The organism is Marisediminitalea oceani (assembly GCF_003731635.1).
Taxonomy (GTDB): domain Bacteria; phylum Pseudomonadota; class Gammaproteobacteria; order Enterobacterales; family Alteromonadaceae; genus Alteromonas; species Alteromonas oceani.
The window spans coordinates 1-22,202 of record NZ_RCUA01000070.1 but is presented as its reverse complement, the minus strand read 5'-3'; the positions used below and the strand labels follow the sequence as shown (position 1 = coordinate 22,202).

The following is a 22,202-nucleotide window of genomic DNA, read 5'->3' as shown; positions in this document are numbered from 1 at the left end:
GTAGCACCGCTTTGGATATAACTAAACGTTTAGACGTCTAGACGTAAAGATGTTGACATTGGTCAAACTTTAGCGACAATAGCTGCATAACCACATTGCCCGGAGTTGCCATGCCAATCAGGATCCCAGAAAATCTGCCCGCACAAAACGTCTTATTGGGTGAGAATATTTTCACCATGGATAGTCAGCGAGCGGCGAGTCAGGATATTCGCCCCATGGAAGTGGCTATTCTCAATTTAATGCCGAATAAAATTGAGACCGAAGTTCAGTTATTACGGCTTCTTTCCAATACGCCGCTGCAAATCAATGTGGACTTAATCCGAATCAATGATTTAACCCCCAAACATACGCCCCAGTCGCATATGGATGCGTTTTATCATGACTTCAGTGACGTAGTAGAGAAGCGTTACGATGGTCTGATTGTTACCGGCGCACCGCTGGCACTGCTCGACTACGAAGATGTGAACTACTGGGATACCATGAAAACTATTCTGGAATGGGCCAACCGTCACGTACAGTCAACCTTGTATTTATGTTGGGCCGCCCATGCCGCAATGTATCACTTTCATGGTATTCAGCGAAAATTGCGCGAAGAGAAACTGTCTGGTGTATTTCGCCACCGGGTGAATGATCCGCTCAATGAGCTGTTACGGGGCTTCGATTCTGAGTTTTATGCGCCGCACTCCCGCTATGGCTATATCGATCCGGCCGATTACAACAGTATTCCCGGCCTCAGCGTGATTGCCGAATCCGACGAAGCCGGGGCTTACGTAGTGGCGTCGGACGATAAGCGGATGGTATTTATCACCGGTCACCCGGAATATGATCCTGAGACGCTCAACGACGAATACGTTAGAGATCTTAACGCTGACTTAGAACCAAAAATTCCGTGTAACTATTATCCTGATGACGACCCGGGCAAGCCACCCGTGGTAAGATGGCGCGCACATGGCAGTTTGCTATTTACCAACTGGATAAACTACTACGTTTATCAGACAACGCCGTACGATTTAAATCAGCTGGTCGAGAAAGATCAGCGCAAGAGGTAGCACGTGAGCCGATACACAGACAAACAGATATTCGATCTGGCCTCCAACCGCATTCTGATCCTGGATGGTGCCATGGGTACCATGATCCAGCAGCACAAGCTGGAAGAAGAAGACTACCGCGGAGAGCAGTACAAAGACTGGCATTGCGATATTAAAGGCAATAACGATCTGTTGGCGATTACCCAGCCGGATATTATCTATGAGATCCATTGTCAGTACCTTGAGGCCGGTGCGGATATCATTGAAACCAACACCTTTAATGCCACCACGATTTCTATGGCCGACTACGACATGCAGGCCATTTCAAGAGAAATCAATGTGGCGGCTGCGCAGCTGGCCCGTAAAGCCTGTGATGAATTCACCGCAAAGAACCCGGATAAACCACGCCTGGTAGCCGGTGTTATCGGGCCAACCAGTCGTACGGCATCGATTTCCCCGGATGTAAACGACCCGGGCAAACGAAATGTTACCTTTGATGAACTGGTGGAAGCCTACACTGAGAGCTGCGAAGCCCTGATTGAAGGCGGTTCAGATCTCATCCTCATCGAAACCATCTTTGATACGCTCAATGCCAAAGCGGCAGCGTTTGCGGTTGAAGGCGTGTTCGAAAAATTAGACCTGCGGTTACCGGTGATGATTTCCGGCACCATTACCGATGCCTCCGGGCGTACGTTGTCTGGTCAGACTGCCGAAGCGTTTTATTACTCCATGCGGCATATTAAGCCGGTGTCATTTGGTCTCAATTGCGCTTTAGGACCAGATCTGCTGCGCCAGTATGTGGAAGAAATCAGTAATGTTGCCGAATGCCTGGTATCGGCGCACCCCAATGCCGGCTTGCCTAACGAGTTTGGTGAGTACGATATGGAAGGGCCCGAAATGGCTGAGCACATTAAGGAATGGGCTGAGTCCGGGTTAGTGAATATTGTTGGCGGTTGTTGTGGCAGCACGCCGGATCATATTCGCGACATCGCCAATGTGGTTGCCGGCGTGGCACCGCGTGAAATTGTTAAGCTTGAGCCGAAGATGCGTTTATCCGGCTTAGAACCCTTCGTGCATTGAGGAATAGTTGTGTCTGCAGAGTTTTCCAGTTTTATTAATATCGGTGAGCGCACGAATGTCACCGGTTCTGCCAAATTCAAACGTCTTATCCTCGAAGGCGATTACGAAACGGCACTCGATGTTGCCCGTCAGCAGGTAGAAAACGGCGCGCAAATTATCGATATCAACATGGACGAAGCCATGTTGGATTCGGTTGAGGCCATGCAAACCTTTCTTAATCTGATCGCCTCAGAACCCGACATCAGCCGGGTGCCGATCATGATTGACTCATCAAAATGGGAAGTCATTGAGGCCGGTCTTAAATGCGTGCAGGGTAAGGCGATCGTTAACTCTATCAGTTTGAAGGAAGGTGAAGAGAACTTTATTCACCAGGCCAAACTGATTAAGCGTTACGGCGCGGCAACGGTGGTCATGGCGTTTGATGAAAAAGGCCAGGCCGACACCAAAGAGCGTAAAATTGAGATTTGTCAGCGCAGTTATCAGGTGCTGATTGAAAAAGTCGGTTTTGCGCCGGAAGACATTATTTTCGATCCGAATATTTTTGCCGTGGCAACCGGGATTGAAGAGCACGACAATTACGCGGTGGACTTTATTGAAGCCACCCGGGTGATCCGCCAAACCTGCCCGCATGTGCACGTGTCAGGCGGTCTGTCGAATATCTCGTTTTCGTTTCGCGGTAATAACCCGGTGCGTGAGGCCATGCACTCGGTATTTTTATATCACGCCATCCGCGCTGGGCTGGATATGGCCATTGTTAATGCCGGTCAGCTGGAAGTGTACGATGAAATTCCAGCCGAACTGCGTGATGCGGTAGAGGACGTTATCCTCAACCGCCACAGCGAGGCGACTGACAAACTGCTTGAGCTGGCCCCTAAATATCAGGGCGATGGTAAGGCGGTGGTTAAAGAAGATCTCGCCTGGCGTGATTTGCCGGTTAATAAACGGTTGGAACATGCGCTGGTTAAAGGCATCACCGATTTTATCGAAGACGATACCGAAGCTGCCCGTCAGGCTGCAGATAAACCGCTGCATGTTATTGAAGGGCCGTTAATGGACGGCATGAACGTGGTGGGCGACCTGTTTGGTGAAGGTAAAATGTTCCTGCCACAGGTAGTGAAATCTGCCCGGGTAATGAAAAAAGCCGTAGCTTACCTGCAACCTTACATAGAAGCCGAGAAATCCGAAGATACCAAAAGTAACGGCAAGATCCTGCTGGCCACGGTAAAAGGCGATGTCCACGATATTGGTAAAAATATCGTAGGCGTAGTACTGCAGTGTAATAACTTTGAAGTGGTGGACATGGGCGTAATGGTGCCCTGTGCAACCATACTGCAAAAGGCCAAAGAAGAAAACGTCGATATGATTGGCCTGTCGGGGCTGATTACGCCGTCACTGGATGAGATGGTCCACGTGGCCAAAGAAATGGAACGGCTGGATTTCGATCTGCCACTGCTGATTGGCGGCGCAACCACTTCTAAAGCTCATACCGCGGTAAAAATTGAGCAGAATTATCATGCACCGGTGGCTTATGTGCCCAATGCCAGCCGCGCGGTAGGTGTTTGCCAGAAGCTGCTGAACAGAGAATCCCGCGATATCTATGCCAAAGAACTGGCCAAAGAATACGACATCGTCCGTGACCAGCATGCCCGTAAAAAGCCACGCTCCAAGCCGGTAACGCTGGCAGAGGCCCGTGCCAATGCCCATGTGCCGGACTTTAGCGTGCCGCCGGTAACGCCGAACAAACTCGGTATAACGGCTGTTGCGGCGGATATTGCCACCCTGCGCAAGTACATCGACTGGACGCCGTTTTTCCTGACCTGGTCACTGGCCGGTAAATACCCGCGTATTTTAACCGACGAAGTGGTAGGGGAGCAGGCTCAGTCATTATTTGATGATGCTAATGAAATGCTCGATAACCTGATTGCCAATGGCGGGCTGGAAGCAAAAGGCGTTATGGGTTTATTCCCGGCCAACCGTCGGGATGACGACGTGGTTATTTATACCGATGAGTCACGTACAGAAACCCTGGGCGTGTCTCATCACCTGCGTCAGCAAACGCAAAAGCCGAAAGGTGCTAACTATTGCTTAAGCGATTTTGTGGCCCCGGCGGGTTCAGGCATTAAGGATTACATTGGTGCCTTTGCGGTAACCGGCGGTATTGGTGAGGATGAACTGGCAGCTCAGTATGATGCCCAGGGCGATGATTACAACGCCATTATGGTTAAGGCCGTGGCCGATCGTCTGGCCGAAGCCTTTGCCGAATATCTGCATGAACGCGTACGTAAAGAGTTCTGGGGATATGCCCCGGATGAAAACCTGGATAACGATGCTCTGATCCGCGAAAAGTATCAGGGTATTCGCCCGGCACCCGGTTATGCCGCTTGCCCTGAACATACTGAAAAGCAGTTAATCTGGGATTTACTCGACGCCGAAAAACATACCGGTATGACACTCACCGAAAGCTACGCTATGTGGCCAGGGGCCTCTGTTTCAGGCTGGTATTTCTCCCATCCTGAAGCCCGTTATTTTGCGGTCGCGAAAATTCAGCCTGATCAGCTGGAAAGTTATGCTGAACGTAAAGGGTGGGATCTGCAAACAGCTGAAAAGTGGCTGGCGCCTAACCTGAGTGATTAACGCTTATGTCCAAGCCCTTTAGTCAGGCCTGTGAAAACAACAAAGCACCGATTTTAGCGGTGCTTCGTGATGCCTTTGAACAGGCCAGTAAAGTGCTGGAGATAGGTAGCGGTACCGGACAACACGCGGTGCACTTTGCTGCCGGCTTGCCCCATCTGCACTGGCAAACCAGTGATGTGCCATTACATCATGAGGGTATTAACGCCTGGGTTAACGAAGCCGATTTGCCAAACCTGGCCGCGCCAATCTCCCTTCATATTGGCCAGGATCCCTTCCCGGAAAATGGCTTTGATGGGGTGTATTCGGCCAACACCGCGCACATTATGTTTGCCCATGAGGTGCAACAGATGATGGCGGGGATTGCCGGGTTGCTACCTACTGGCGGTGTCTTCTGCCAGTATGGCCCGTTTATATATCAAAACGCTTTTTCCAGCGCCAGTAATGAAGCCTTCCATTATAGTTTGCTGGAGCGTGGACTCGGCGGCTATAAATCTATCGAAGAGCTATTGTCGTGGGCAGGCGATTCCATGCAACTGACTGATATTATTGATATGCCAGCTAACAACCTCTGTCTTATCTGGCGCAAACAGAACTAACTGTTACCGAACATCTCACGCTCATCCCATGTCCGATTAATGCTTAAGATTCCGGCTTCACTGACGATATAATTAATATTGCGAAAGGCCTGATATTAAACTAATTTTTTAAGTACAGAATGCGGGCGCCAAGCCCGATGATGTCTTCAGGGCACTTGCCGGCGTCAGCCCCGGGCTATGACGGCCAAAGGATAAAAGAAGTGAGAAGAATGTGATTGCAGTTTCTGCTAATGCCAGAGAAGTAACCTTTTCTGCCGACGAACTTATCGTGAGTAAAACCGATTTACGCGGCAACCTGACTTACGCAAACCGGCACTTTATGCGGGTTTCCAACTTTGCTGAAAGTGAGTTGCTCGGCCAGCCCCACAACATTATTCGTCATCCGGATATGCCCAGAGGCGTGTATCACGCGATGTGGAAAACCCTTAAGTCCAAACACGAATTCTTTGGGTTTGTTAAAAACCTGACGTCCGATGGCAATTTTTACTGGGTGTTTGCCAACGTCACGCCTGACTTTAATAAAGGCAATGTGGAAGGCTTCTTCTCTGTTCGTCGCCAGGCACCGAGAGCCGCACTGGGGGTCATTGAGCCGGTTTACCGCCAGATGCGGGAAATAGAACAGCACAGTCGCAAAGAATCGGCGCCAACCGATTCCTGGAACTGGTTACAGGAGCACATAAAAGCCGAAACCGGTCTGAGTTACGAAGAGTTTGTCATCGGACTCTACGAAGAGCACTGTTAAGGGAATGGCTATCATGAAAGAAAACACCAGTAACGTCAGTAAAAATATTCCCTTCTTATCGCAGAAGTTTTTAATAAACTGTGTGGTATTTATTGTGTTAACCGTTGTCCTTGCGGTGTACAGCATCATTGCTAACGGCGTAGGGTTTGTTAACGTGAGTTCGCCGATAATCGCAGTGGTGTTTGCTATTTATGCTTATCGCGACCATCAGCGCCCCATTGATGCTCTGAGCGCCATACATTTAACTCTTAAAGAAGCGATTCAGGGCAATACTCACGTGCGGGTCACGCAAACCCGCGGACTGGGCGAAGTGGGTAAAGTGGCCTGGGAGCTTAACGACTTCCTCGATATCGTCGAAACCAACTTCAAAGAGCTGTCTAACAGTTTTGAACGGGCCGGAAAAAGGCAGTTTTACCGCAAAGGTCTGGTAAAAGGCCTGCCAGGTGAATTTGCAGAGATCATGAACAATGTTAACGGTGCCATTGGCGCCATGGAAAAAGCCGATACTTTTTCCCGCCAAAACCGCCTGCTCAGCGAAATGCACCATCTCAATACCAGTAACCTGCTCGATAATCTCAAAGACAATCAGAGTCAGATGGTCACGTTATCGGAAAAAATGGATGATGTACTCAACATTGCCGGCGAGAGTAAACACGGCGCTGATCGCAGTGCGAAAACGGTAGGTGAGCTTAAGCTTTCTATCGAACAGGTGAATGAGCGTATGGTGTCGGTGGAAGAAACGGCAAATCTGTTAGCCCAGGAAAGTAGCCGCATTGCTGAAACCGTTAAGCTGATAGGTGATATTGCTGAACAAACCAATTTACTGGCCCTCAATGCTGCTATCGAGGCAGCCCGGGCCGGTGAAGTGGGGCGGGGCTTTGCTGTGGTGGCAGATGAAGTTCGTCATCTGGCCGATCGTACCCGTAAATCTACCGAAGAAATCAGCGATATTATTTTTAATCTCACCGGCAAGATAGACACTATGGTGTCACAAACGCTGGAAGTTGCGCAGAGCACCAAAGACATTGGTGATGAAGTCTCAAGCTTCCACACCAACTTTGAATCGGTAGCGAAAGCCGCCGACGATACCATTACGCTGATAGGTCAAACCAAAGACAGCTCATTTGCGTCACTGGTGAAACTCGACCATATCATCTATATGCAAAACGGTTACATCGCTATGGAAAATGATGCTGAAGGCAAAGAAGCCGATGCGGTAAAAGTGGATCATATGTCCTGCCGTTTAGGGAAGTGGTACTACGAGGGCATTGGCAAAGAGATCTTCAGTGGTCTCACGGCCTACAAAGAGCTGGATAGCTACCATGCCGGCGTGCATCAGAATGTACATAAAGCTATGGAATACGTTACCCAGGACTGGCTGCGTAGCGATGAAGTGTTTGACGGCATTATCCATCATATGAGCTTAGCGGAGCAAAACAGTTCACAGGTCATCAACTGCCTGACCAGGCTGGTGGATGAAAAGCACCGGTTACCGGCGGTGCGTTAACGGTCGAGCTCAAATTCAGGTAAACAAGGCAAGCATGTGTGCTTGCCTTTTCTTTATGCGGCTATTCAGCTTACAGTTAAGTTGCCACTGTTATCGTTGATTTATCAGTTACCTTTGATCTCATGGAGCAGAAAATGACAAAAACAAGGGTTGGTCGCAGCGCGTTGGTAATTGCCATGGCAGTTGCGCTGGTTAATTGCACTTCAGGACCGAGCGAACAAGAGGCGGCCGCTGAGCGACAAGCCAGACAACAGGCAGAAAAAGCCGAATACATGAAAGTAAAGCGCGAGCGTCATGTTGCCGCCGAAATGGTCATGCCACTGATGGCAACTGGCAGTCATATGGCGCCTATGCCAGCGCCCGCACAGCCACAGTACCAGGACGACTTCGAGCAGTTTGATGCTAATCCGGTCAAGCGGGTTGCTGATGAACCGGTTTCAACGTTTTCTGCCGATGTCGATACCACCTCCTACAGTTTTGTGCGAAAACAATTAAACCGTGGCTATCTGCCCGAGAAAAGTGCCGTGCGGCTGGAAGAAATGGTTAACTATTTTGATTATAACTATCCGCTTCCAACCAGTGCGAACCGGCCTTTTTTGCCCACCGTAGTGGTACATGATTCGCCCTGGGCGGAGCATCGTAAGCTGGTGCATATTGGCATTCAGGGATACGAACTGGAGCAAAGGGAACAGCCGGATAGCAACCTGGTGTTTCTGCTGGATGTGTCAGGCTCGATGAACGCGCCGGATAAACTCCCGCTGGTCAGGCAATCCATCAAGCTGTTGCTTAAAACCCTCAAACCAACCGATACCATAGCGATCGTGGTGTATGCCGGAGCCGCTGGTACCGTGCTCGAGCCGACAAAGGTGGCGCAGGCAGCAAAAATCATCGAAGCGCTGGATAAACTGAAAGCTGGTGGTTCCACCGCTGGCGGCGAAGGCCTGCAACTGGCGTATCGGCTGGCCGAGTCGAACTTTGATAAGCAGGCAGTTAACCGCATTATGCTCGCCACCGACGGTGACTTTAATGTCGGTTTGTCGGACCCGGAACAGTTAACAGATTTTGTTGAGCGTAAACGCCAGAGCGGTATTTATTTGTCGGTAATTGGCTTTGGGCGTGGTAACTATAAGGACGCGTTAATGCAGTCGCTGGCCCAGAATGGCAACGGGATCGCAGCGTACATTGATACGCTGGCTGAAGCGCAAAAACTGTTTGTGGAAGAGGCTACGTCCTCTTTGTTTCCCATTGCTAAAGATCTCAAGATCCAGGTGGAATTTAATCCGGCGGTGGTGAATGAATACCGGTTACTGGGATATGAAACCCGGGCGCTTAAAGAAGAAGACTTTAATAACGATAAAGTGGATGCCGGTGATATTGGCTCAGGCCACGCGGTAACGGCAATTTACGAGGTTACTCTTAATGGCCAGCCGGGCAGCTACCTGGATGAATCCCGTTATACTAGTGGCGACAGCGGCGCGGGGAATGACGTTTCAGCAGAGATGGGGTATTTAAAAATCCGTTATAAATTGCCGGGTGAGGATACTTCGCAACTGCTGGAGCAACCGATCATGAGCGCCGCCAAAGTTACGCCTGCGATCATGCAGGATGTAAACTTTGCCACTGCGGTGGCAGGCTTTGCTCAGTTAATGAAAGATGGTAAGTATACCGGCCAGTGGTCTTTGGACGATGCCTTTAACCTGGCGCTGGCAAACAAGGGCGAGGATTATTATGGTTACCGCGGCGAGTTTACTCAACTGATTCGGCAGGCAAAGGTGGCCGAAGAAGCCGAGTTTTAACTCGCAGAAGAAGCCACTGCATCTTGTATTCGCTATAGGCGCCTGGCCGTAAAACCTAAGCGCCGCTGATTTTGCCGAGCTTTTCCAGCCGGGCTTTAATAGAACCCGACGTACGCTGATGAGTTTTAGCCAGCTGAGAAATGCTGCTACCCGAATCAAAGGCGGCAGCTAACTGTTCGTCTTCCTCTTCAGGCCAGGGCTTACCGGCATTGGGCGGCAATGACGATTTTCTCTGCTGGTACTTAACTGACCTGTCGAGTGCTTCGTGGGCCATAAAAAGTGCCCGAATAATAATCGGCTGATTAAAACAGCTGTTATCGGATAGTACCTCCCCGGATGCCGGATCTACTCCTTGCGAGAGGGTATAAATCACGTCTTTAGCCTGACTAAGTTCCATCTTATTTCCTTATCGCTGACGGTTTGAGTGCTCATGCACAAATCATAAGTCAGCGGCGTACTGAGACAACTGTACACAGGGCGAGTTTGCATGTGTGCAGGTGAGGCGGAGCGCAAGGATCTATCAGTTGGGTTAAACAACTATTTGGTGACCACTTTCTCCGCTCAATTAGAAAAGGGCATCAACCCGTGGCTGATGCCCTTTGTTTAACAGTGAGTCGTCGGCCGGGGGGAGGCTAATAGCGAGGCCAGCCGTTGCTGTCCCAGTTAAGTGTACTGATCAGCAGCTTGGGCACACCGTTATCACTGGCGTCGTAGGCATGGCGCACAATCACATCGGTATTCATGATGTCTTCGCCACCGGGTCCAACCCATTGAGAATTTCCGGCATCCAGAATAGTGCCGCCACCCTGCATCATATCCTGCCCGTTTTTGTCTAAATAGGGGCCACGGATATCGGTGGAGCGTCCATAAGCAATACGGTAAGTACTGTCGGTACCTTTACAGCATTCGCCGATGGAGACAAACAAGTAGTAGTAGCCCTGACGGTACACCAGTGCCGGGCCTTCGATACCGCCTGAGCGGCTGGCAATACTGTAAAGCGGACCAAAGGGTTTCATGGTGACCGGATTAATGCGGGTTACCTTGATCCCAGAGTTCCATGAACCAAAGGTCATCCATGGGCTACCATCTTCTGCTTTAACTAATTCCGGATCGATAGCATTGTAGTTATTGCTGTTGGTGGTGTTAATCACCAGTCCATCATCACGCCAGCTGCCGCTGGCTATACTGGGAGCCGAAGCCAGGCCTATTGCAGAAACCCTCGAACCAAAGGTCGATATAGAATAGTACAACCAAGCCCGGCCATTGTAGTGTTTAATATCCGGGGCCCAGACATCCTGACCGTCGTGACCCGGTACATAGTTGTCCCACCAGGAAAGGCCATTAGGGAAGACTGCCAGTGCGTCGTTCCAGGTTACACCGTTATCCGACCATTTACCGGCAATGCCGGGGCCGGTCTGGAATATCCACCAGCGGCCATCTTCATAAGCCAGGGTTGGGTCGTGAGTGACCAGGCTCCCGGTTAATGGCCAGTGGCTTACGGCACCATTTGTTGTTGACGGATCCCAGGGCGTATTTTCAACACTGGCAAGTTTATTTAGTTGCCAGCGCTGGGCGTCGCCACCCCAGTAATCCACTGTGCGATATTGGCACCATCGGAAGTGTCAAAACCATACAGGTCAAGGGCCTTACCTGAGTGCTTGTTGATAAAGCTAACGGTGCCGTCAGACAGCTCATTAATTTGCCAGCGCTGACTGGCCAGCCCACGATCCTCAAACTGCACGATGTTGGCACCGTTACTGGTTTGCCAGTCAAACACTTCCAGCGCCTTGCCTGAGTTTAAGTTGATCACGCTATAGTAACCGTCTGACTGCTCGGCAATCAGCCAGCGCTGTGTGTTATGACCATTCGCTGACCACTGAATAACATTAGCGCCATCATTCACATCGGCGGCGCCCACTTCCACTAACTTGCCGCTGTGTTTAGAGGTAATGGTGTATACACCGTTATCGATAGCATTTGCCATATCCGCACACAACCCCAGTGCAACAATAGCTAACGCCCGACCAAATACAGATAATTGCATAGTAAATATCCTTTTGTATTATATTAATATTATATTGTTGATCGATTGTTAATAATTGGCAAATGAAAAATCATAAAATTAACAAATTTAATTATTACTAGAGTAATCAGTTGGATAAGGGGGAGTTGGTGTTAATTCTTTCTATTTTGATGCATGACGATGGGAATATTTGCCATACAAAAGACGGGCTGATGGCGCGTAAACAAAGTGCCACCAGCAATTTCAGGGCAATGCTCAGTATTTAGCAAGCAACGGCTGTTTGTTTGCTGGCCAGTAGCAGAGCGATCTCATCAGCTTTTAATCTGGCTTGTTGTAGTGACTGCTGATGCCTGTGGTCGGCAAATTCCTGGTACTCAGAAGCAATCTCATAAATGTCTGTCACTCCCAGATATTTACTTACTGTGCGCAGGTGCGGGACTAAATGACTGGCGCCTTCGTTGATGCCGCCGGGTTCAAATCCAAACTCGCCGCTGGAGGTAATGATCACCAGGGTTTTTCCCGTCAGCAGAGGCGCAAGTGGTTTATCACCGCGGGCTAAATCGAAGTCAAAGGTCTTGTTAATACGTACAATTTGATCAAACCAGGCTTTTAACTGAGCGGGCATGCCGTAGTTGTACATGGGCGATGAAATCACAATGATTCCGGCTTTCTCAACTTCGCTGATAAGCTCATCTGACTGGGCCAGCAACTGCTGCTGAACAGCGGTTCTTTTATGTTCAGGCGTAAATACCGCACCAATCCAATCCTGAGTAATAAAGGACGGGGGATTCACCCCAACATCACGATAGATATACTCATCTGTGTTAGCTGCTTGCTTAAACTTATCAATAAATTGTCTGGCCAGCTTTTTTGATATGGAATCGTGCTCAGGATTGCTATTAGTAATCGCTCTTACGCTAGAATCTACGTGTAAAATAATACTCATGGAAACTACCTTAGTGGGTTAAATGTTGCCGTAATTGTCAGCTGTTACCATGCCACTGACAAACGAGTAAAAATCATTTACAGATGAGTAAAACTCATCTAATTTGGTGTTAGTTATGAACGGGAGCACACTATGCAAGTTTCTTTGCCGGCGTTAAAGGCGTTCGAGTCTGCAGCCAGGCTGGGCAGTTTTAAGGCGGCGGCTGCTGAGTTAGCTATTTCTCCTACCGCAGTGTCTCACCACATTAATAATCTTGAGCAGCGTTTAAATGTAAGCTTATTCCGGCGGGAGACGAGAAAAGTCACCCTTACGGTTCCGGGTAAAGAGTTAGCTGTTGCTACCAGTCAGGGTTTTCAAACCATTAATGCTGCGGTCGAAAGCATTTCGCGACAAGATAAACAAATTAATGTGGCTACTACTTCCTCCTTTGCCGCCCTGGTGCTGTTACCTGCTTTACAGCGTTTTTATGATCAATATCCGCACAGTAAAGTGAACATAACCAGTGGTGAGGAAATTAACACCGACCACTTCAACCTGCCTGTGAGACTTGGCGCAGTGGCAGAGCAAGCCGATAGCGACGTGCTTATTCGGGAACAGTTTAATCTTTTTGGTAATGCCCGGCTTACTACTCAACCAGACCAGACAGCACCCATAACAGTTTATAGTACCCGCTGGAAAAACAGCGCTTTACCCGAAGTTCCATGGCAAGCGTGGTTGAACCATAACGATTTATCGCACAAGCAGTTTGAGGTGCGTTATTTCGATCAGGAGTTGTTTGGTATTCAGCAGGCTCTGCTGGAAAACGCCTGCGTATTTTGCTCAACAACGCTTACCCGGGATTACGTTAAAGCGGGATTACTAACGGAATCAGGTTACCCGGCAATCGACTCTGCTTTGTGCTATTACATTGATAACAAAGACAGCTTAATTACCCGACACAACGTAATGTTTATAGAATGGTTGGAGGAGCTACTTGAGCAGCACTGACAAGGAAGCTGTTATCATAATGGCGGCAAGTCCGGCCTGTCCTCCCGCCACAACAATTCCTACAGTGTCTTGATTTTAATGTTGCGAAAATAGATCAGTGATGTCCACTGCTGCAGTACGATATGGCCTTTGGTGTAGGCACCAAAGCCGTCCTGATCCTTAAATCTTGAACTGGCTAACCGTGATTGCCATTGCTCACTGTTCAGGTCGGCCCGGGCGGTTAATTTACCATTCAGGTAAAACTCAACCTTGCCATCCTGCTGCTTAATAACAGAATGATTCCAACCCGTGCTGGCCAGAAAGTCTGAGGCCGTTAAAGGTGAGGCAAAGCCAAAAATCCCGCCTGAGCGTTTTACGGGATCCGCGTTATCGCCATGCGCTACGCCAAGTAGCTGATACTCCGGACCGGTTTGCCAGGGCGTTACGCTCTCGGGCGTTTCCTGAACGTTAATAAACACTCCGCTGTTACCGTTTTCTGGCGATTGCCATTCAAACTTTAATTCAAAGTTTTCAAATACCTTATCGGTAGCTAAATCGCCATGTTGCAGACCTCGCGATGCTGGGTTGAAGGTCAGCATATCCTCTTTAACAGTCCACGCCGGCACCGTATCCGGATACTGAAACACATGCCAGCCATTTAGCGTTTCGCCATCAAAAAGCAGTTGCCAGCCCTGTTGTTTTTCTGTCTGGCTGAGTTGATTGTGTTGGTCCGCCATGGCTGAGCCTGCTGCTTTATCGGGGCTGCTGTTGGCGTTAAAGCTAACGGTTAACAGGACGGTTAGCGTGGCAACAAAAACCGGGCGGAACTTCGAACTCAACTTCGCAATCACAAGGGAACCTTAATCTGGGTATATGGTAGGTACTATGTGCTCTGTTTACCAAATTTTTACAACCTAAGCAAACCGGTCACAGTCGCTTTTACCACAGGCGGATATGGAACCGGGTGTTTGTGGCGCGTTATTTTGCGTGCTACGGTGTTGGTGTTATTACAAGGTATTCACTGCATGGAGGCTAACGTTGACTACACCAGAGTTAAAGCTGTCTGAGGACAGGGCTTTTTGGTTATTTCTTGGCTGTGTAGCCCTGGCAGTTGTGGTATTGCTGTTTGAGATTCTGGTCATCCAGAGTTCATGGGCTCCCGTGGTTGGCTTTGTGAAAGCGTTTATCTTTGGCGGGGTAGCGGCATTGATTCCCGCGTTCTATGCTGTTTTTTCATTTTATCGTTCACGAGCACAATCGAGCACCCTTAAATCCGTGTTAGTAATTTCGCTACTTTGGTTTTCAACCGTGGCAGTGACGCTTGCCCTAAGCCGTTAGTAGGCGGGATTTCCGTTGTATTGCAAACACAAAAAAAGCAGCCCGAAGGCTGCTTTTGGCGTCTTTATATTGCTGGTAGCTGATTACCAGATTTTTACACGTTCTTCTGGTGCCAGGTACAGGGCATCGCCCGGTTGTACGTTAAAGGCTTCGTACCATGCATCGTGGTTACGTGGTGCCAGTGCACGGTAACGACCCGGAGAGTGAGTACCGGCACGTAACTGGTTAAGCATGCTTTGTTCGGTACGCTTTTCTTTCCAAACCTGTGCCCAGGCCAGGAAGAAACGCTGATCGCCGGTCAGACCATCGATAACCGGTGCTTCTTTGCCGTTCAGGCTAAGTTTGTAAGCGTGGTACGCCATCGACAGACCACCTACGTCACCAATGTTTTCACCCAGGCTGTTACGGCCATTAACGAAGTTACCTTCAATTGGCTCATAAGCACTGTATTGAGCGGCTAACATGTCAGCTTTTGCTTCAAACGCGGCGCGATCTTCGTCGGTCCACCAGTTTTGCTGAATACCCTTGGCATCGGACTTAGAGCCCTGGTCGTCAAAGCCGTGACCCATTTCGTGACCGATAACGGCGCCGATTGCACCGTAGTTAACTGCCGGATCGGCGTTAGGATCAAAGAATGGCGGTTGCAGGATAGCCGCCGGGAACACAATCTCGTTGAACGATGAGTTGTAATAAGCATTTACCCGTTGTGGCGTCATGCCCCAGCGCTCGCGGTTAGTGGGTTCCAGTTCATCTTCTACCTGCTTGGCGTGGAAGAACTTGCTGATGTTACGTTCGTTGGTCAACAGATCCTGGTCGGTAATTTCAAGACCTTCATAAGAAATCCACTCATCCGGATAACCGATTTTAGGGTTAAACGCCGCCAGTTTGGCTTTAGCATTTACTTTGGTTTCTTCGCCCATCCAGTCCAGACCGTCGATACGCTCGCCCAGAGCGGCACGCAGGTTTTCTACCAGCTCAGCCATTTGAGTTTTAGAGCTTTCCGGGAAGAAGCGATCCACATAGCTCTTACCAATGGCAAAGCCTAAAGATGTAGTGCCAGACATGGCGCTAAGCGCACGTTTCCAGCGTGGACGAGGCTCTTGCTGACCGCTCAGGGTTTTACCATAGAAGTCGAAGTTGGCCAGATAGATGTCATCTGACAGCATCGACGCATTATTCGAGATAGTGTGGTAGGTCAGGTATGTTTTCCAGTCATCCAGCGGCGTATCGTTGATGATTTCGATAACGTCTTTTACCGGTTGTGGCTGGGAGATATTCAGCTCAGGTGCTTTAAAGCCCATCGCATCTAACCAGGCATTCCAGTCAAAGTCAGGATACATGTCGGCCAGTGCGCTGCGCTCGACCTGGTTTAATGTCAGGTCGCGGTCACGACGCTTTTCACGAGGCCACTGAATTTCTGCAATTTTGGTTTCCAGCGCCAGAATGGTCTGGGCTTTTTCTTCCGGGTTTTCTACCTCGGCAAAGGTCAGCATCTCAGCAATGTGCTTTACGTATGCGTCACGGATATTGCTGAAGCGCTCTGAATCGTTGAGGTAATAATCACGATCAGGTAAGCCCAGGCCGCCAACACCAACACTCAGCTGGTATTCATTTGGATCCAGGCGGTTATACCACAGACCACCATATAAAGGCGCTGAAGTACCGGTAAGCCAGCTCTCGCCGAAGAATTCGGTAAGTTCTTTGACCGACGAAAGGTTGTCGATGTCAGTCAGTGTAGGATTAATTGGCGTAATGCCTTTAGCGTTGATGGTTTCAGTATCCATGTACGCTGTGTAGTAATCGTGAACCAGCTGTTCTTCGGCGGTTAAATTATCCGACGCCATAATGTCGTCAATGATTTGCTTAACCTGCTCTTCGCTGCGATCGGCCAGGGCGTTAAATGCGCCAAAGCGGGTTTTGTCTGCCGGCAGTTCGTAGTTTTCATACCAGGTACCACTGGCATACATAAAGAAGTCGTCACCCGGTTTTACGCTTTCGTCACGGGCGGTCAGGTCTACACCAAATGAACCAATTTCGGCTTTAGCGGCAGGCGCTTCAGTTTGGGTGTCTGCGGTTTGCGTGGTAGTTTCTGGTTTGGAACAGGCCGTCAGGGCCAGCGATGCAGCAATAGTGGCTGCGAGCAATGTGTACTTCATATTGTTGTCTCTGTGTTAGGATTTTTCAGGCGTTATTGTCGCCCCGTTTGTACTTGTTGGTGTTACAAATTCGTTCAGATAGTCCGCGTTGAAAGGTAATACATCCCGGGCCTGATTGAAATAGTCTTCGATAACCGGTTTTTCCCGCTGTAAAAAATCTGCCACAGCCTGATGAAACCTCGTATCGTGCATTTTATGATGGGATACACAATAAACCGGCTCAAAGCCGCGCAGAATTTTGTGTTCGCCCTGAGTTCCGGGATTAAACAGCGGCAAGCCCTGTTCGATAGCAAATTCAATGCCCTGAAAGTAGCAGCACTCAAAATGCAGCTCGTCAATATCTTCCAGGCAACCCCAGTAACGCCCGTACAACCCTGTATCATCAAATAAAAACAGGGCAGCAGCAATTTCCTGATCATTATGGGAGGCTTTCACAAGCATAATGTTGTCCCGGCAATGGGCATACAGCGCGTCGAAAAAAGCCGGGGTTAAATAGCCAGTATGGCCACTGCGCTTCAGGTAGGTGTCCTGATAGCAATGGACAAAAAACGCCATGTCTTCGCGACTTAACTTATCACCGTGTAACCTTTCTACACGCAGGGAAGGCGGGTGAAAACGCTTACGGGTTTTACGAATGCTTCTGCGCTTGCGGGATGTCAGCCGGGCCAGAAAGTCATCAAAATTCTGATAGCCGCGATTCATCCATTGAAATTGCACACTGAAACGCGAGCTAAAACCCAGTTTGGCAAAGTCGGTTTGGGAATCAAGCGTATTAAACAACCAATGGCAGGACGAATACTGATTGTCGCTGGCCCATTCATTGATGTGGGTGACCAGGCTGTGCCACTGCGCGGCGGAAACATCGCTGGCAATAAGTATGCGAGGGCCGGTAACCGGGGTAAATGGAATAGCCGCAATCCATTTAGGATAATAGTCCATACCATGCTGGTGGTAAGCGTTGGCCCAGCTATGGTCAAATACGTATTCGCCGTAACTGTGGGTTTTTAAATAGCCCGGCACCACTATTTTGAGCTCGCCGTTGAGCGAGCCACTCCAGAATGCCGTTTGCCAGCCGGTTCGCCAGTCAGTTTGTTTATTAATGTGACCATCGACACAATGAGTGTCTTCCAGCGCTTTGAGCCACTGATACTGCAAAAACGGGCCTGCCTGCTCGGCCAGCGCCTGCCACTGCAACGCATCAATTTCGTTGATGCTATGATGCAGGGTAAAAGTAAGCGTATTATCCGCGGCTTGTTTTTGCATAGTCTTATGAAATATCCTGCCCGTATTAAAGCGTAATAGCTGGTACGATACCGGGCATATATTGAGTGCTAAGTTCTAAAAAATCATCGATAAAATGACAGATAACCCACGTAAAATCATTATAGAGTCGATTACCCGCATGCTTTCGCGACGAGAGCATGCTTATCACGAATTGTTACGAAAATTATCACAGAAAGGTTTTGCAACGGATGATTGTGCCCCTGTGGTAGAGGAATTTAAACAAGCAGGCGTTCAAAGTGACGCCCGTTTTGCCGAAATGAAAGTGCGCTCGGGAGTCGCCAAAGGGCAGGGACCGGCCAGGATAAAAGCAGAGTGTCAGCAGTTTTCTATTGATGAGTCGTTGCTGGAACAGGCAATGCTCGAAAATGACACTGATTGGTTCACGCTTGCCGGGCAGGTAAGACGCAAGCGGTTTGGTCTTAAACCACCGGCAACCGACAAGGAAAAGTTTAAACAAATCCGCTTTTTACAGTATCGGGGCTTCTATTCTGACCATATCCAGCACGCCTTCGACGACGACCACGAATAGCCAGAGTCTGCCTGCAGCCCTTAATCAATATTTTCTATGGTGATGATTCGCCTGTTTTCACGGTGGATTGCTTAACAAAACAGCATTAACCATGGTATTGTTGCGGCCTCATAATAATGTGGTCAGAAGTGTGCTGAATAGTTGAATTAACTGCACACAGGCTGCATATAAGCTTCTACAGGTTAACTAAGGATTTCAGGATTTCAATGACATTATCAACTGCTGATATTCGCCGCAAATTTATCGAGTATTTTGGCCAGCATGGCCACCAGGCTGTTTCCAGTTCTTCACTGGTACCAGCAGATGATCCCACGTTATTGTTTACTAATGCGGGTATGAACCAGTTTAAGGACGTTTTCCTCGGTTCCGAAAAACGCAGCTATACCCGAGCGGTATCGTCACAGCGTTGTGTTCGCGCCGGAGGTAAGCATAACGACCTTGAGAATGTGGGTTATACCGCGCGTCACCACACGTTTTTCGAAATGCTGGGTAATTTCAGCTTTGGTGACTATTTCAAAAAAGAAGCTATTCAGTTTGCCTGGACGTTCTTAACCGAAGAGTTGGGTCTGCCAAAAGAGAAACTGCTGGTTACCGTGTTTTCTGAGGATGACGAAGCCTTTGATATCTGGGAAAACACCATTGGTGTACCGAAAGAAAAAATTATCCGTATCTCAACCTCGGATAACTTCTGGTCGATGGGCGATACCGGTCCGTGTGGCCCATGTTCGGAAATTTTCTACGATCACGGTGAGCACATCTGGGGTGGTCCTCCGGGCACACCGGAAGAAGACGGCGACCGCTTTATTGAAATCTGGAATTTGGTTTTCATGCAGTTTAACAAGCAGGCCGATGGCACTATGGAGCCACTGCCTAAGCCGTCAATTGACACCGGTATGGGGCTGGAGCGTATCTCTGCCATTCTGCAGAACGTGCATAGCAACTATGAAATCGATTTGTTTGTAAATCTGATCAATGCTGCCGCGAAAATTGTTGGTACAACAGACCTGGACAACAAATCACTGCGGGTGATTGCTGACCACATTCGTTCTTGTGCGTTTTTGATTTGCGATGGCGTAATGCCCAGCAACGAAGGCCGCGGTTATGTACTGCGCCGGATTATCCGCCGTGCAGTACGCCATGGTTACAAAATGGGTGCCAATGACATTTTCTTCTACAAGCTGGTAGATGCACTGACCCAGGAAATGGGCGGTTTCTACCCGGAGCTGGCTGATCAGAAACCGGTTATTGAAAAAGTGTTACGCGTAGAAGAAGAGCAGTTCAGTAAAACTCTGTCTCGTGGCATGAATATGCTCAACGATGCGCTTAACGAGCTGGAAGGCGATACCGTACCTGGCGAACTGGTTTTCAAACTCTATGATACCTATGGCTTCCCGGTAGATTTAACCAACGACGTGGCCCGCGAACACGACTATAAAATTGATGAAGAAGGTTTTGAGGCAGCAATGCAGGCGCAGCGTCAGCGTGCTCAGGAAGCCAGTCAGTTTGGTGCCGATTACAACAGCACCTTGAAAGTTGACTCTCAAACGGCCTTTACCGGTTATACCGATGCCGAAGGCGATGCCAACGTAGTGGAGTTAATCAGTGGCAATAGCTTCTGCGAAGCACTGACCGATGGTCAGGAAGGGGTTGTCGTGCTGGATCAAACGCCATTTTACGCTGAATCTGGTGGTCAGGTAGGTGATACCGGTGTACTCAAAGTGGCTAATGGTGAGTTCTTTGTTACCGATACACAGAAAATGGGCAATGCTTTTGCTCACCGCGGTAAGGTAAAAGGCACCATTAATAAAGGCGACAAAGCAGTTGCCAAAATTGATGACATTAAGCGCAGCGCTATCCGCAAAAATCACAGTGCAACACACTTGCTGCACCAGGCGCTCAGAGACATTCTTGGCGACCATGTAACGCAGAAAGGCTCTCTGGTAAATGCAGAGCGTTTACGTTTCGACTTCTCGCATTTTGAGGGTGTGAGTGCCGAGCAACTGGCACAAATCGAAGTACGGGTTAATAAGGATATTCAGGATAACCATCCGTTAACCACGCAGATGATGGATCTGGAAGAAGCCAAAAAGACCGGTGCTATGGCGCTGTTTGGCGAAAAATACGATGAGAAAGTTCGCGTAGTCTCCATGGGGCCGGTATCCACTGAGCTTTGTGGTGGAACTCACGTTAAGCAAACCGGCGATATTGGTTTGTTTAAGATTGTTACCGAGGGCGGTATTGCTTCTGGTGTGCGTCGTATCGATGCCGTAACAGGCATGGGCGCGCTGGCTTATGTACAACAGCAACAGGCGGTACTGAACACTACCTGTGGGCTGTTAAAAACCGATGCCAGTGGCCTCACAGAGAAAGTAACCCAACTGCAATCTCAACAAAAAGAGTTAGAAAAAACAGTTACTTCACTCAAACAAAAGATGGCAAGCCAACAAGGCGCTGATCTACTTGGCAATGCCGTGGATATAAAGGGTAACAAAGTCCTCATTGCAGAGCTTGAAGGTGTTGAGGCCAAATCATTACGCGGCATGGTTGATGACCTGAAAAACCGCATTGGTGAAGGCATCGTTGTGCTGGGTGTGCCCGCAGACGGTAAGGTGAGTCTTATCGTTGGGGTGACCAAAGGCTTAACCGGCAAAGTGAAAGCTGGTGAACTGGTTAATCATATCGCTACACAAGTTGGTGGTAAGGGTGGTGGTCGTCCTGATATGGCACAGGCTGGCGGTAGTCAGCCAGAAAATTTAGCCGCTGCGTTACAGTCTGTTAACGTTTGGTTAGAAGATAAGCTATAATGCAAGTATTGGTGGATTAACGTTGTCGTGACACCAGCGTTAATCCCACCGAAAGCGCTTTTACGGAGTGAAAGGCGTCGAAGACCGCACGGAGGCAATGTAATCAAGGAACCAGGAGCAAAAGAATGCTTATTTTAACTCGTCGTGTGGGTGAAACGCTGATGGTGGGTGACGATGTCACCGTAACTGTATTAGGCGTTAAGGGTAATCAGGTACGTATTGGTGTGAATGCACCAAAGGAAGTCTCGGTGCATCGCGAAGAAATTTATATGCGCATCCAGGCTGAAAAAGGCGGTCAGCCTGATGGTAATAAGTAAGTAATTAGTGGTAAGACCAGTTTTTTGGTCATTTATCATTATTAAGGCCGGTTTTTTCCGGCCTTTTTTATTGCTGCGGAGTAAATTGATCCTCTTATGAGGTTTCATTGCCCGGTAGCAGATGTGTGAAAACGGCGATAAACGGTGCTTTTTCGGGCAGTAAATGTGTGCTTTTTAGGCAAAATATAGGGATTGTTTAAAATCCCGGCATACGAAATGTATTTATCTAAAAAAGCATTGACTTCCCACCGCATGTCATTAAAATGCAGCCCCACATGACGGAGAGGTGGGTGAGTGGCTGAAACCAGTTCCCTGCTAAGGAACCATACGCATTACGCGTATCGAGGGTTCGAATCCCTCCCTCTCCGCCATTTTTAATTTAGTGTATCAGCGCGTGCGTAGCTCAGCTGGATAGAGTACCTGGCTACGAACCAGGCGGTCGGAGGTTCGAATCCT

The 22,202-nt window shown here is 49.0% G+C and carries 19 protein-coding genes and 1 tRNA gene; 13 read left to right on the top strand and 7 right to left on the bottom strand.

What is annotated here, in order from left to right; genetic code table 11:
- The first annotated feature begins 110 nt into the window (after window positions 1–110).
- The 7 genes from metA (at window position 111) to D9T21_RS17660 (ending at window position 9,383) form a co-directional block, all read left to right on the top strand.
- Complete coding sequence (gene metA, locus D9T21_RS17690; RefSeq protein ID WP_123326512.1) at window positions 111–1,049, top strand: homoserine O-acetyltransferase MetA; 939 nt, start codon at window positions 111–113, stop codon at window positions 1,047–1,049.
- 3 nt (window positions 1,050–1,052) lie between these two features.
- Window positions 1,053–2,108, top strand: coding sequence for a homocysteine S-methyltransferase family protein (locus D9T21_RS17685; RefSeq protein ID WP_123326510.1), 1,056 nt, complete (start codon window positions 1,053–1,055; stop codon window positions 2,106–2,108).
- A 9-nt stretch (window positions 2,109–2,117) separates the two neighbouring features.
- Window positions 2,118–4,742 carry a methionine synthase gene (metH, locus tag D9T21_RS17680; protein ID WP_123326508.1) on the top strand — a complete coding sequence of 875 codons (2,625 nt, stop codon included), beginning with the start codon at window positions 2,118–2,120 and terminating at the stop codon, window positions 4,740–4,742.
- Between the two features lie 5 nt (window positions 4,743–4,747).
- On the top strand, window positions 4,748–5,338 hold the full coding sequence (locus D9T21_RS17675) for a DUF938 domain-containing protein (protein WP_123326506.1): 591 nt from the start codon (window positions 4,748–4,750) through the stop codon (window positions 5,336–5,338).
- Between the two features lie 211 nt (window positions 5,339–5,549).
- Entirely contained in the window at window positions 5,550–6,080 is a 531-nt protein-coding gene (locus D9T21_RS17670) for a PAS domain-containing protein (protein WP_123326504.1), read from the top strand.
- Between the two features lie 13 nt (window positions 6,081–6,093).
- Window positions 6,094–7,587: a methyl-accepting chemotaxis protein gene (locus tag D9T21_RS23170; protein WP_123326502.1), complete on the top strand. Its 1,494-nt coding sequence runs from the start codon at window positions 6,094–6,096 to the stop codon at window positions 7,585–7,587.
- A gap of 134 nt (window positions 7,588–7,721) precedes the next feature.
- Complete coding sequence (locus D9T21_RS17660; protein WP_206427296.1) at window positions 7,722–9,383, top strand: vWA domain-containing protein; 1,662 nt, start codon at window positions 7,722–7,724, stop codon at window positions 9,381–9,383.
- Window positions 9,384–9,438: 55 nt separating this feature from the next.
- Here the strand turns inward: D9T21_RS17660 and D9T21_RS17655 are convergent, their stop codons facing one another.
- The 4 genes from D9T21_RS17655 to D9T21_RS17640 all read right to left on the bottom strand — a co-directional run bounded on the left by D9T21_RS17655 (window position 9,439) and on the right by D9T21_RS17640 (window position 12,352).
- Window positions 9,439–9,780 carry a hypothetical protein gene (locus D9T21_RS17655; RefSeq protein WP_123326498.1) on the bottom strand — a complete coding sequence of 114 codons (342 nt, stop codon included), beginning with the start codon at window positions 9,778–9,780 and terminating at the stop codon, window positions 9,439–9,441.
- 235 nt (window positions 9,781–10,015) lie between these two features.
- Window positions 10,016–10,978, bottom strand: a complete 963-nt coding sequence (locus D9T21_RS17650) for a glycoside hydrolase family 43 protein (protein WP_123326496.1) — start codon at window positions 10,976–10,978, stop codon at window positions 10,016–10,018.
- Window positions 10,939–11,427, bottom strand: coding sequence for an RICIN domain-containing protein (locus D9T21_RS17645; protein WP_123326493.1), 489 nt, complete (start codon window positions 11,425–11,427; stop codon window positions 10,939–10,941). Before D9T21_RS17645 ends, D9T21_RS17650 begins: the two co-directional genes overlap by 40 nt.
- Before the next feature lie 241 nt (window positions 11,428–11,668).
- Window positions 11,669–12,352, bottom strand: a complete 684-nt coding sequence (locus D9T21_RS17640; RefSeq protein ID WP_123326491.1) for an FMN-dependent NADH-azoreductase — start codon at window positions 12,350–12,352, stop codon at window positions 11,669–11,671.
- A gap of 132 nt (window positions 12,353–12,484) precedes the next feature.
- On the opposite strand from D9T21_RS17640, the gene D9T21_RS17635 reads away from it, so the two are divergent.
- Window positions 12,485–13,339: a LysR family transcriptional regulator gene (locus tag D9T21_RS17635; RefSeq protein WP_123326489.1), complete on the top strand. Its 855-nt coding sequence runs from the start codon at window positions 12,485–12,487 to the stop codon at window positions 13,337–13,339.
- A 59-nt stretch (window positions 13,340–13,398) separates the two neighbouring features.
- Here D9T21_RS17635 and D9T21_RS17630 read toward each other — a convergent pair whose 3' ends face one another.
- Window positions 13,399–14,169, bottom strand: coding sequence for a 3-keto-disaccharide hydrolase (locus D9T21_RS17630; RefSeq protein WP_206427295.1), 771 nt, complete (start codon window positions 14,167–14,169; stop codon window positions 13,399–13,401).
- Between the two features lie 187 nt (window positions 14,170–14,356).
- On the opposite strand from D9T21_RS17630, the gene D9T21_RS17625 reads away from it, so the two are divergent.
- Complete coding sequence (locus D9T21_RS17625; RefSeq protein WP_123326487.1) at window positions 14,357–14,656, top strand: hypothetical protein; 300 nt, start codon at window positions 14,357–14,359, stop codon at window positions 14,654–14,656.
- A gap of 83 nt (window positions 14,657–14,739) precedes the next feature.
- Here D9T21_RS17625 and D9T21_RS17620 read toward each other — a convergent pair whose 3' ends face one another.
- Both D9T21_RS17620 and D9T21_RS17615 read right to left on the bottom strand, forming a co-directional pair.
- Complete coding sequence (locus D9T21_RS17620; protein ID WP_123326485.1) at window positions 14,740–16,812, bottom strand: M13 family metallopeptidase; 2,073 nt, start codon at window positions 16,810–16,812, stop codon at window positions 14,740–14,742.
- 15 nt (window positions 16,813–16,827) lie between these two features.
- Entirely contained in the window at window positions 16,828–18,075 is a 1,248-nt protein-coding gene (locus tag D9T21_RS17615) for a GNAT family N-acetyltransferase (protein WP_123326483.1), read from the bottom strand.
- Window positions 18,076–18,169: 94 nt separating this feature from the next.
- Between D9T21_RS17615 and D9T21_RS17610 the strand changes: the two genes are divergently transcribed.
- The 4 genes from D9T21_RS17610 (at window position 18,170) to D9T21_RS17595 (ending at window position 22,117) form a co-directional block, all read left to right on the top strand.
- Window positions 18,170–18,625, top strand: a complete 456-nt coding sequence (locus D9T21_RS17610; protein ID WP_123326481.1) for a regulatory protein RecX — start codon at window positions 18,170–18,172, stop codon at window positions 18,623–18,625.
- A 206-nt stretch (window positions 18,626–18,831) separates the two neighbouring features.
- A complete protein-coding gene (alaS, locus tag D9T21_RS17605) occupies window positions 18,832–21,429 on the top strand; it encodes an alanine--tRNA ligase (protein ID WP_123326479.1) in 2,598 nt (865 codons plus the stop codon).
- A 125-nt stretch (window positions 21,430–21,554) separates the two neighbouring features.
- Window positions 21,555–21,746 (top strand): carbon storage regulator CsrA, encoded by a 192-nt coding sequence (gene csrA / locus D9T21_RS17600; RefSeq protein ID WP_105936514.1) that lies wholly within the window; start codon window positions 21,555–21,557, stop codon window positions 21,744–21,746.
- 280 nt (window positions 21,747–22,026) lie between these two features.
- A tRNA-Ser gene (locus D9T21_RS17595) sits at window positions 22,027–22,117 on the top strand.
- The last annotated feature ends 85 nt before the right edge of the window (window positions 22,118–22,202 follow it).

Coding starts and splice junctions, on each gene's coding strand:
- D9T21_RS17645 (WP_123326493.1), bottom strand. CDS start 11,427: ATGCAATTATCTGTATTTGGTCGGGCGTTAGCTATTGTTGCACTGGGG.
- csrA (WP_105936514.1), top strand. CDS start 21,555: ATGCTTATTTTAACTCGTCGTGTGGGTGAAACGCTGATGGTGGGTGAC.
- D9T21_RS17610 (WP_123326481.1), top strand. CDS start 18,170: ATGACAGATAACCCACGTAAAATCATTATAGAGTCGATTACCCGCATG.
- metA (WP_123326512.1), top strand. CDS start 111: ATGCCAATCAGGATCCCAGAAAATCTGCCCGCACAAAACGTCTTATTG.
- D9T21_RS17640 (WP_123326491.1), bottom strand. CDS start 12,352: ATGAGTATTATTTTACACGTAGATTCTAGCGTAAGAGCGATTACTAAT.
- D9T21_RS17660 (WP_206427296.1), top strand. CDS start 7,722: ATGACAAAAACAAGGGTTGGTCGCAGCGCGTTGGTAATTGCCATGGCA.
- D9T21_RS17635 (WP_123326489.1), top strand. CDS start 12,485: ATGCAAGTTTCTTTGCCGGCGTTAAAGGCGTTCGAGTCTGCAGCCAGG.
- D9T21_RS17675 (WP_123326506.1), top strand. CDS start 4,748: ATGTCCAAGCCCTTTAGTCAGGCCTGTGAAAACAACAAAGCACCGATT.
- D9T21_RS17615 (WP_123326483.1), bottom strand. CDS start 18,075: ATGCAAAAACAAGCCGCGGATAATACGCTTACTTTTACCCTGCATCAT.
- D9T21_RS23170 (WP_123326502.1), top strand. CDS start 6,094: ATGAAAGAAAACACCAGTAACGTCAGTAAAAATATTCCCTTCTTATCG.
- D9T21_RS17655 (WP_123326498.1), bottom strand. CDS start 9,780: ATGGAACTTAGTCAGGCTAAAGACGTGATTTATACCCTCTCGCAAGGA.
- D9T21_RS17620 (WP_123326485.1), bottom strand. CDS start 16,812: ATGAAGTACACATTGCTCGCAGCCACTATTGCTGCATCGCTGGCCCTG.
- alaS (WP_123326479.1), top strand. CDS start 18,832: ATGACATTATCAACTGCTGATATTCGCCGCAAATTTATCGAGTATTTT.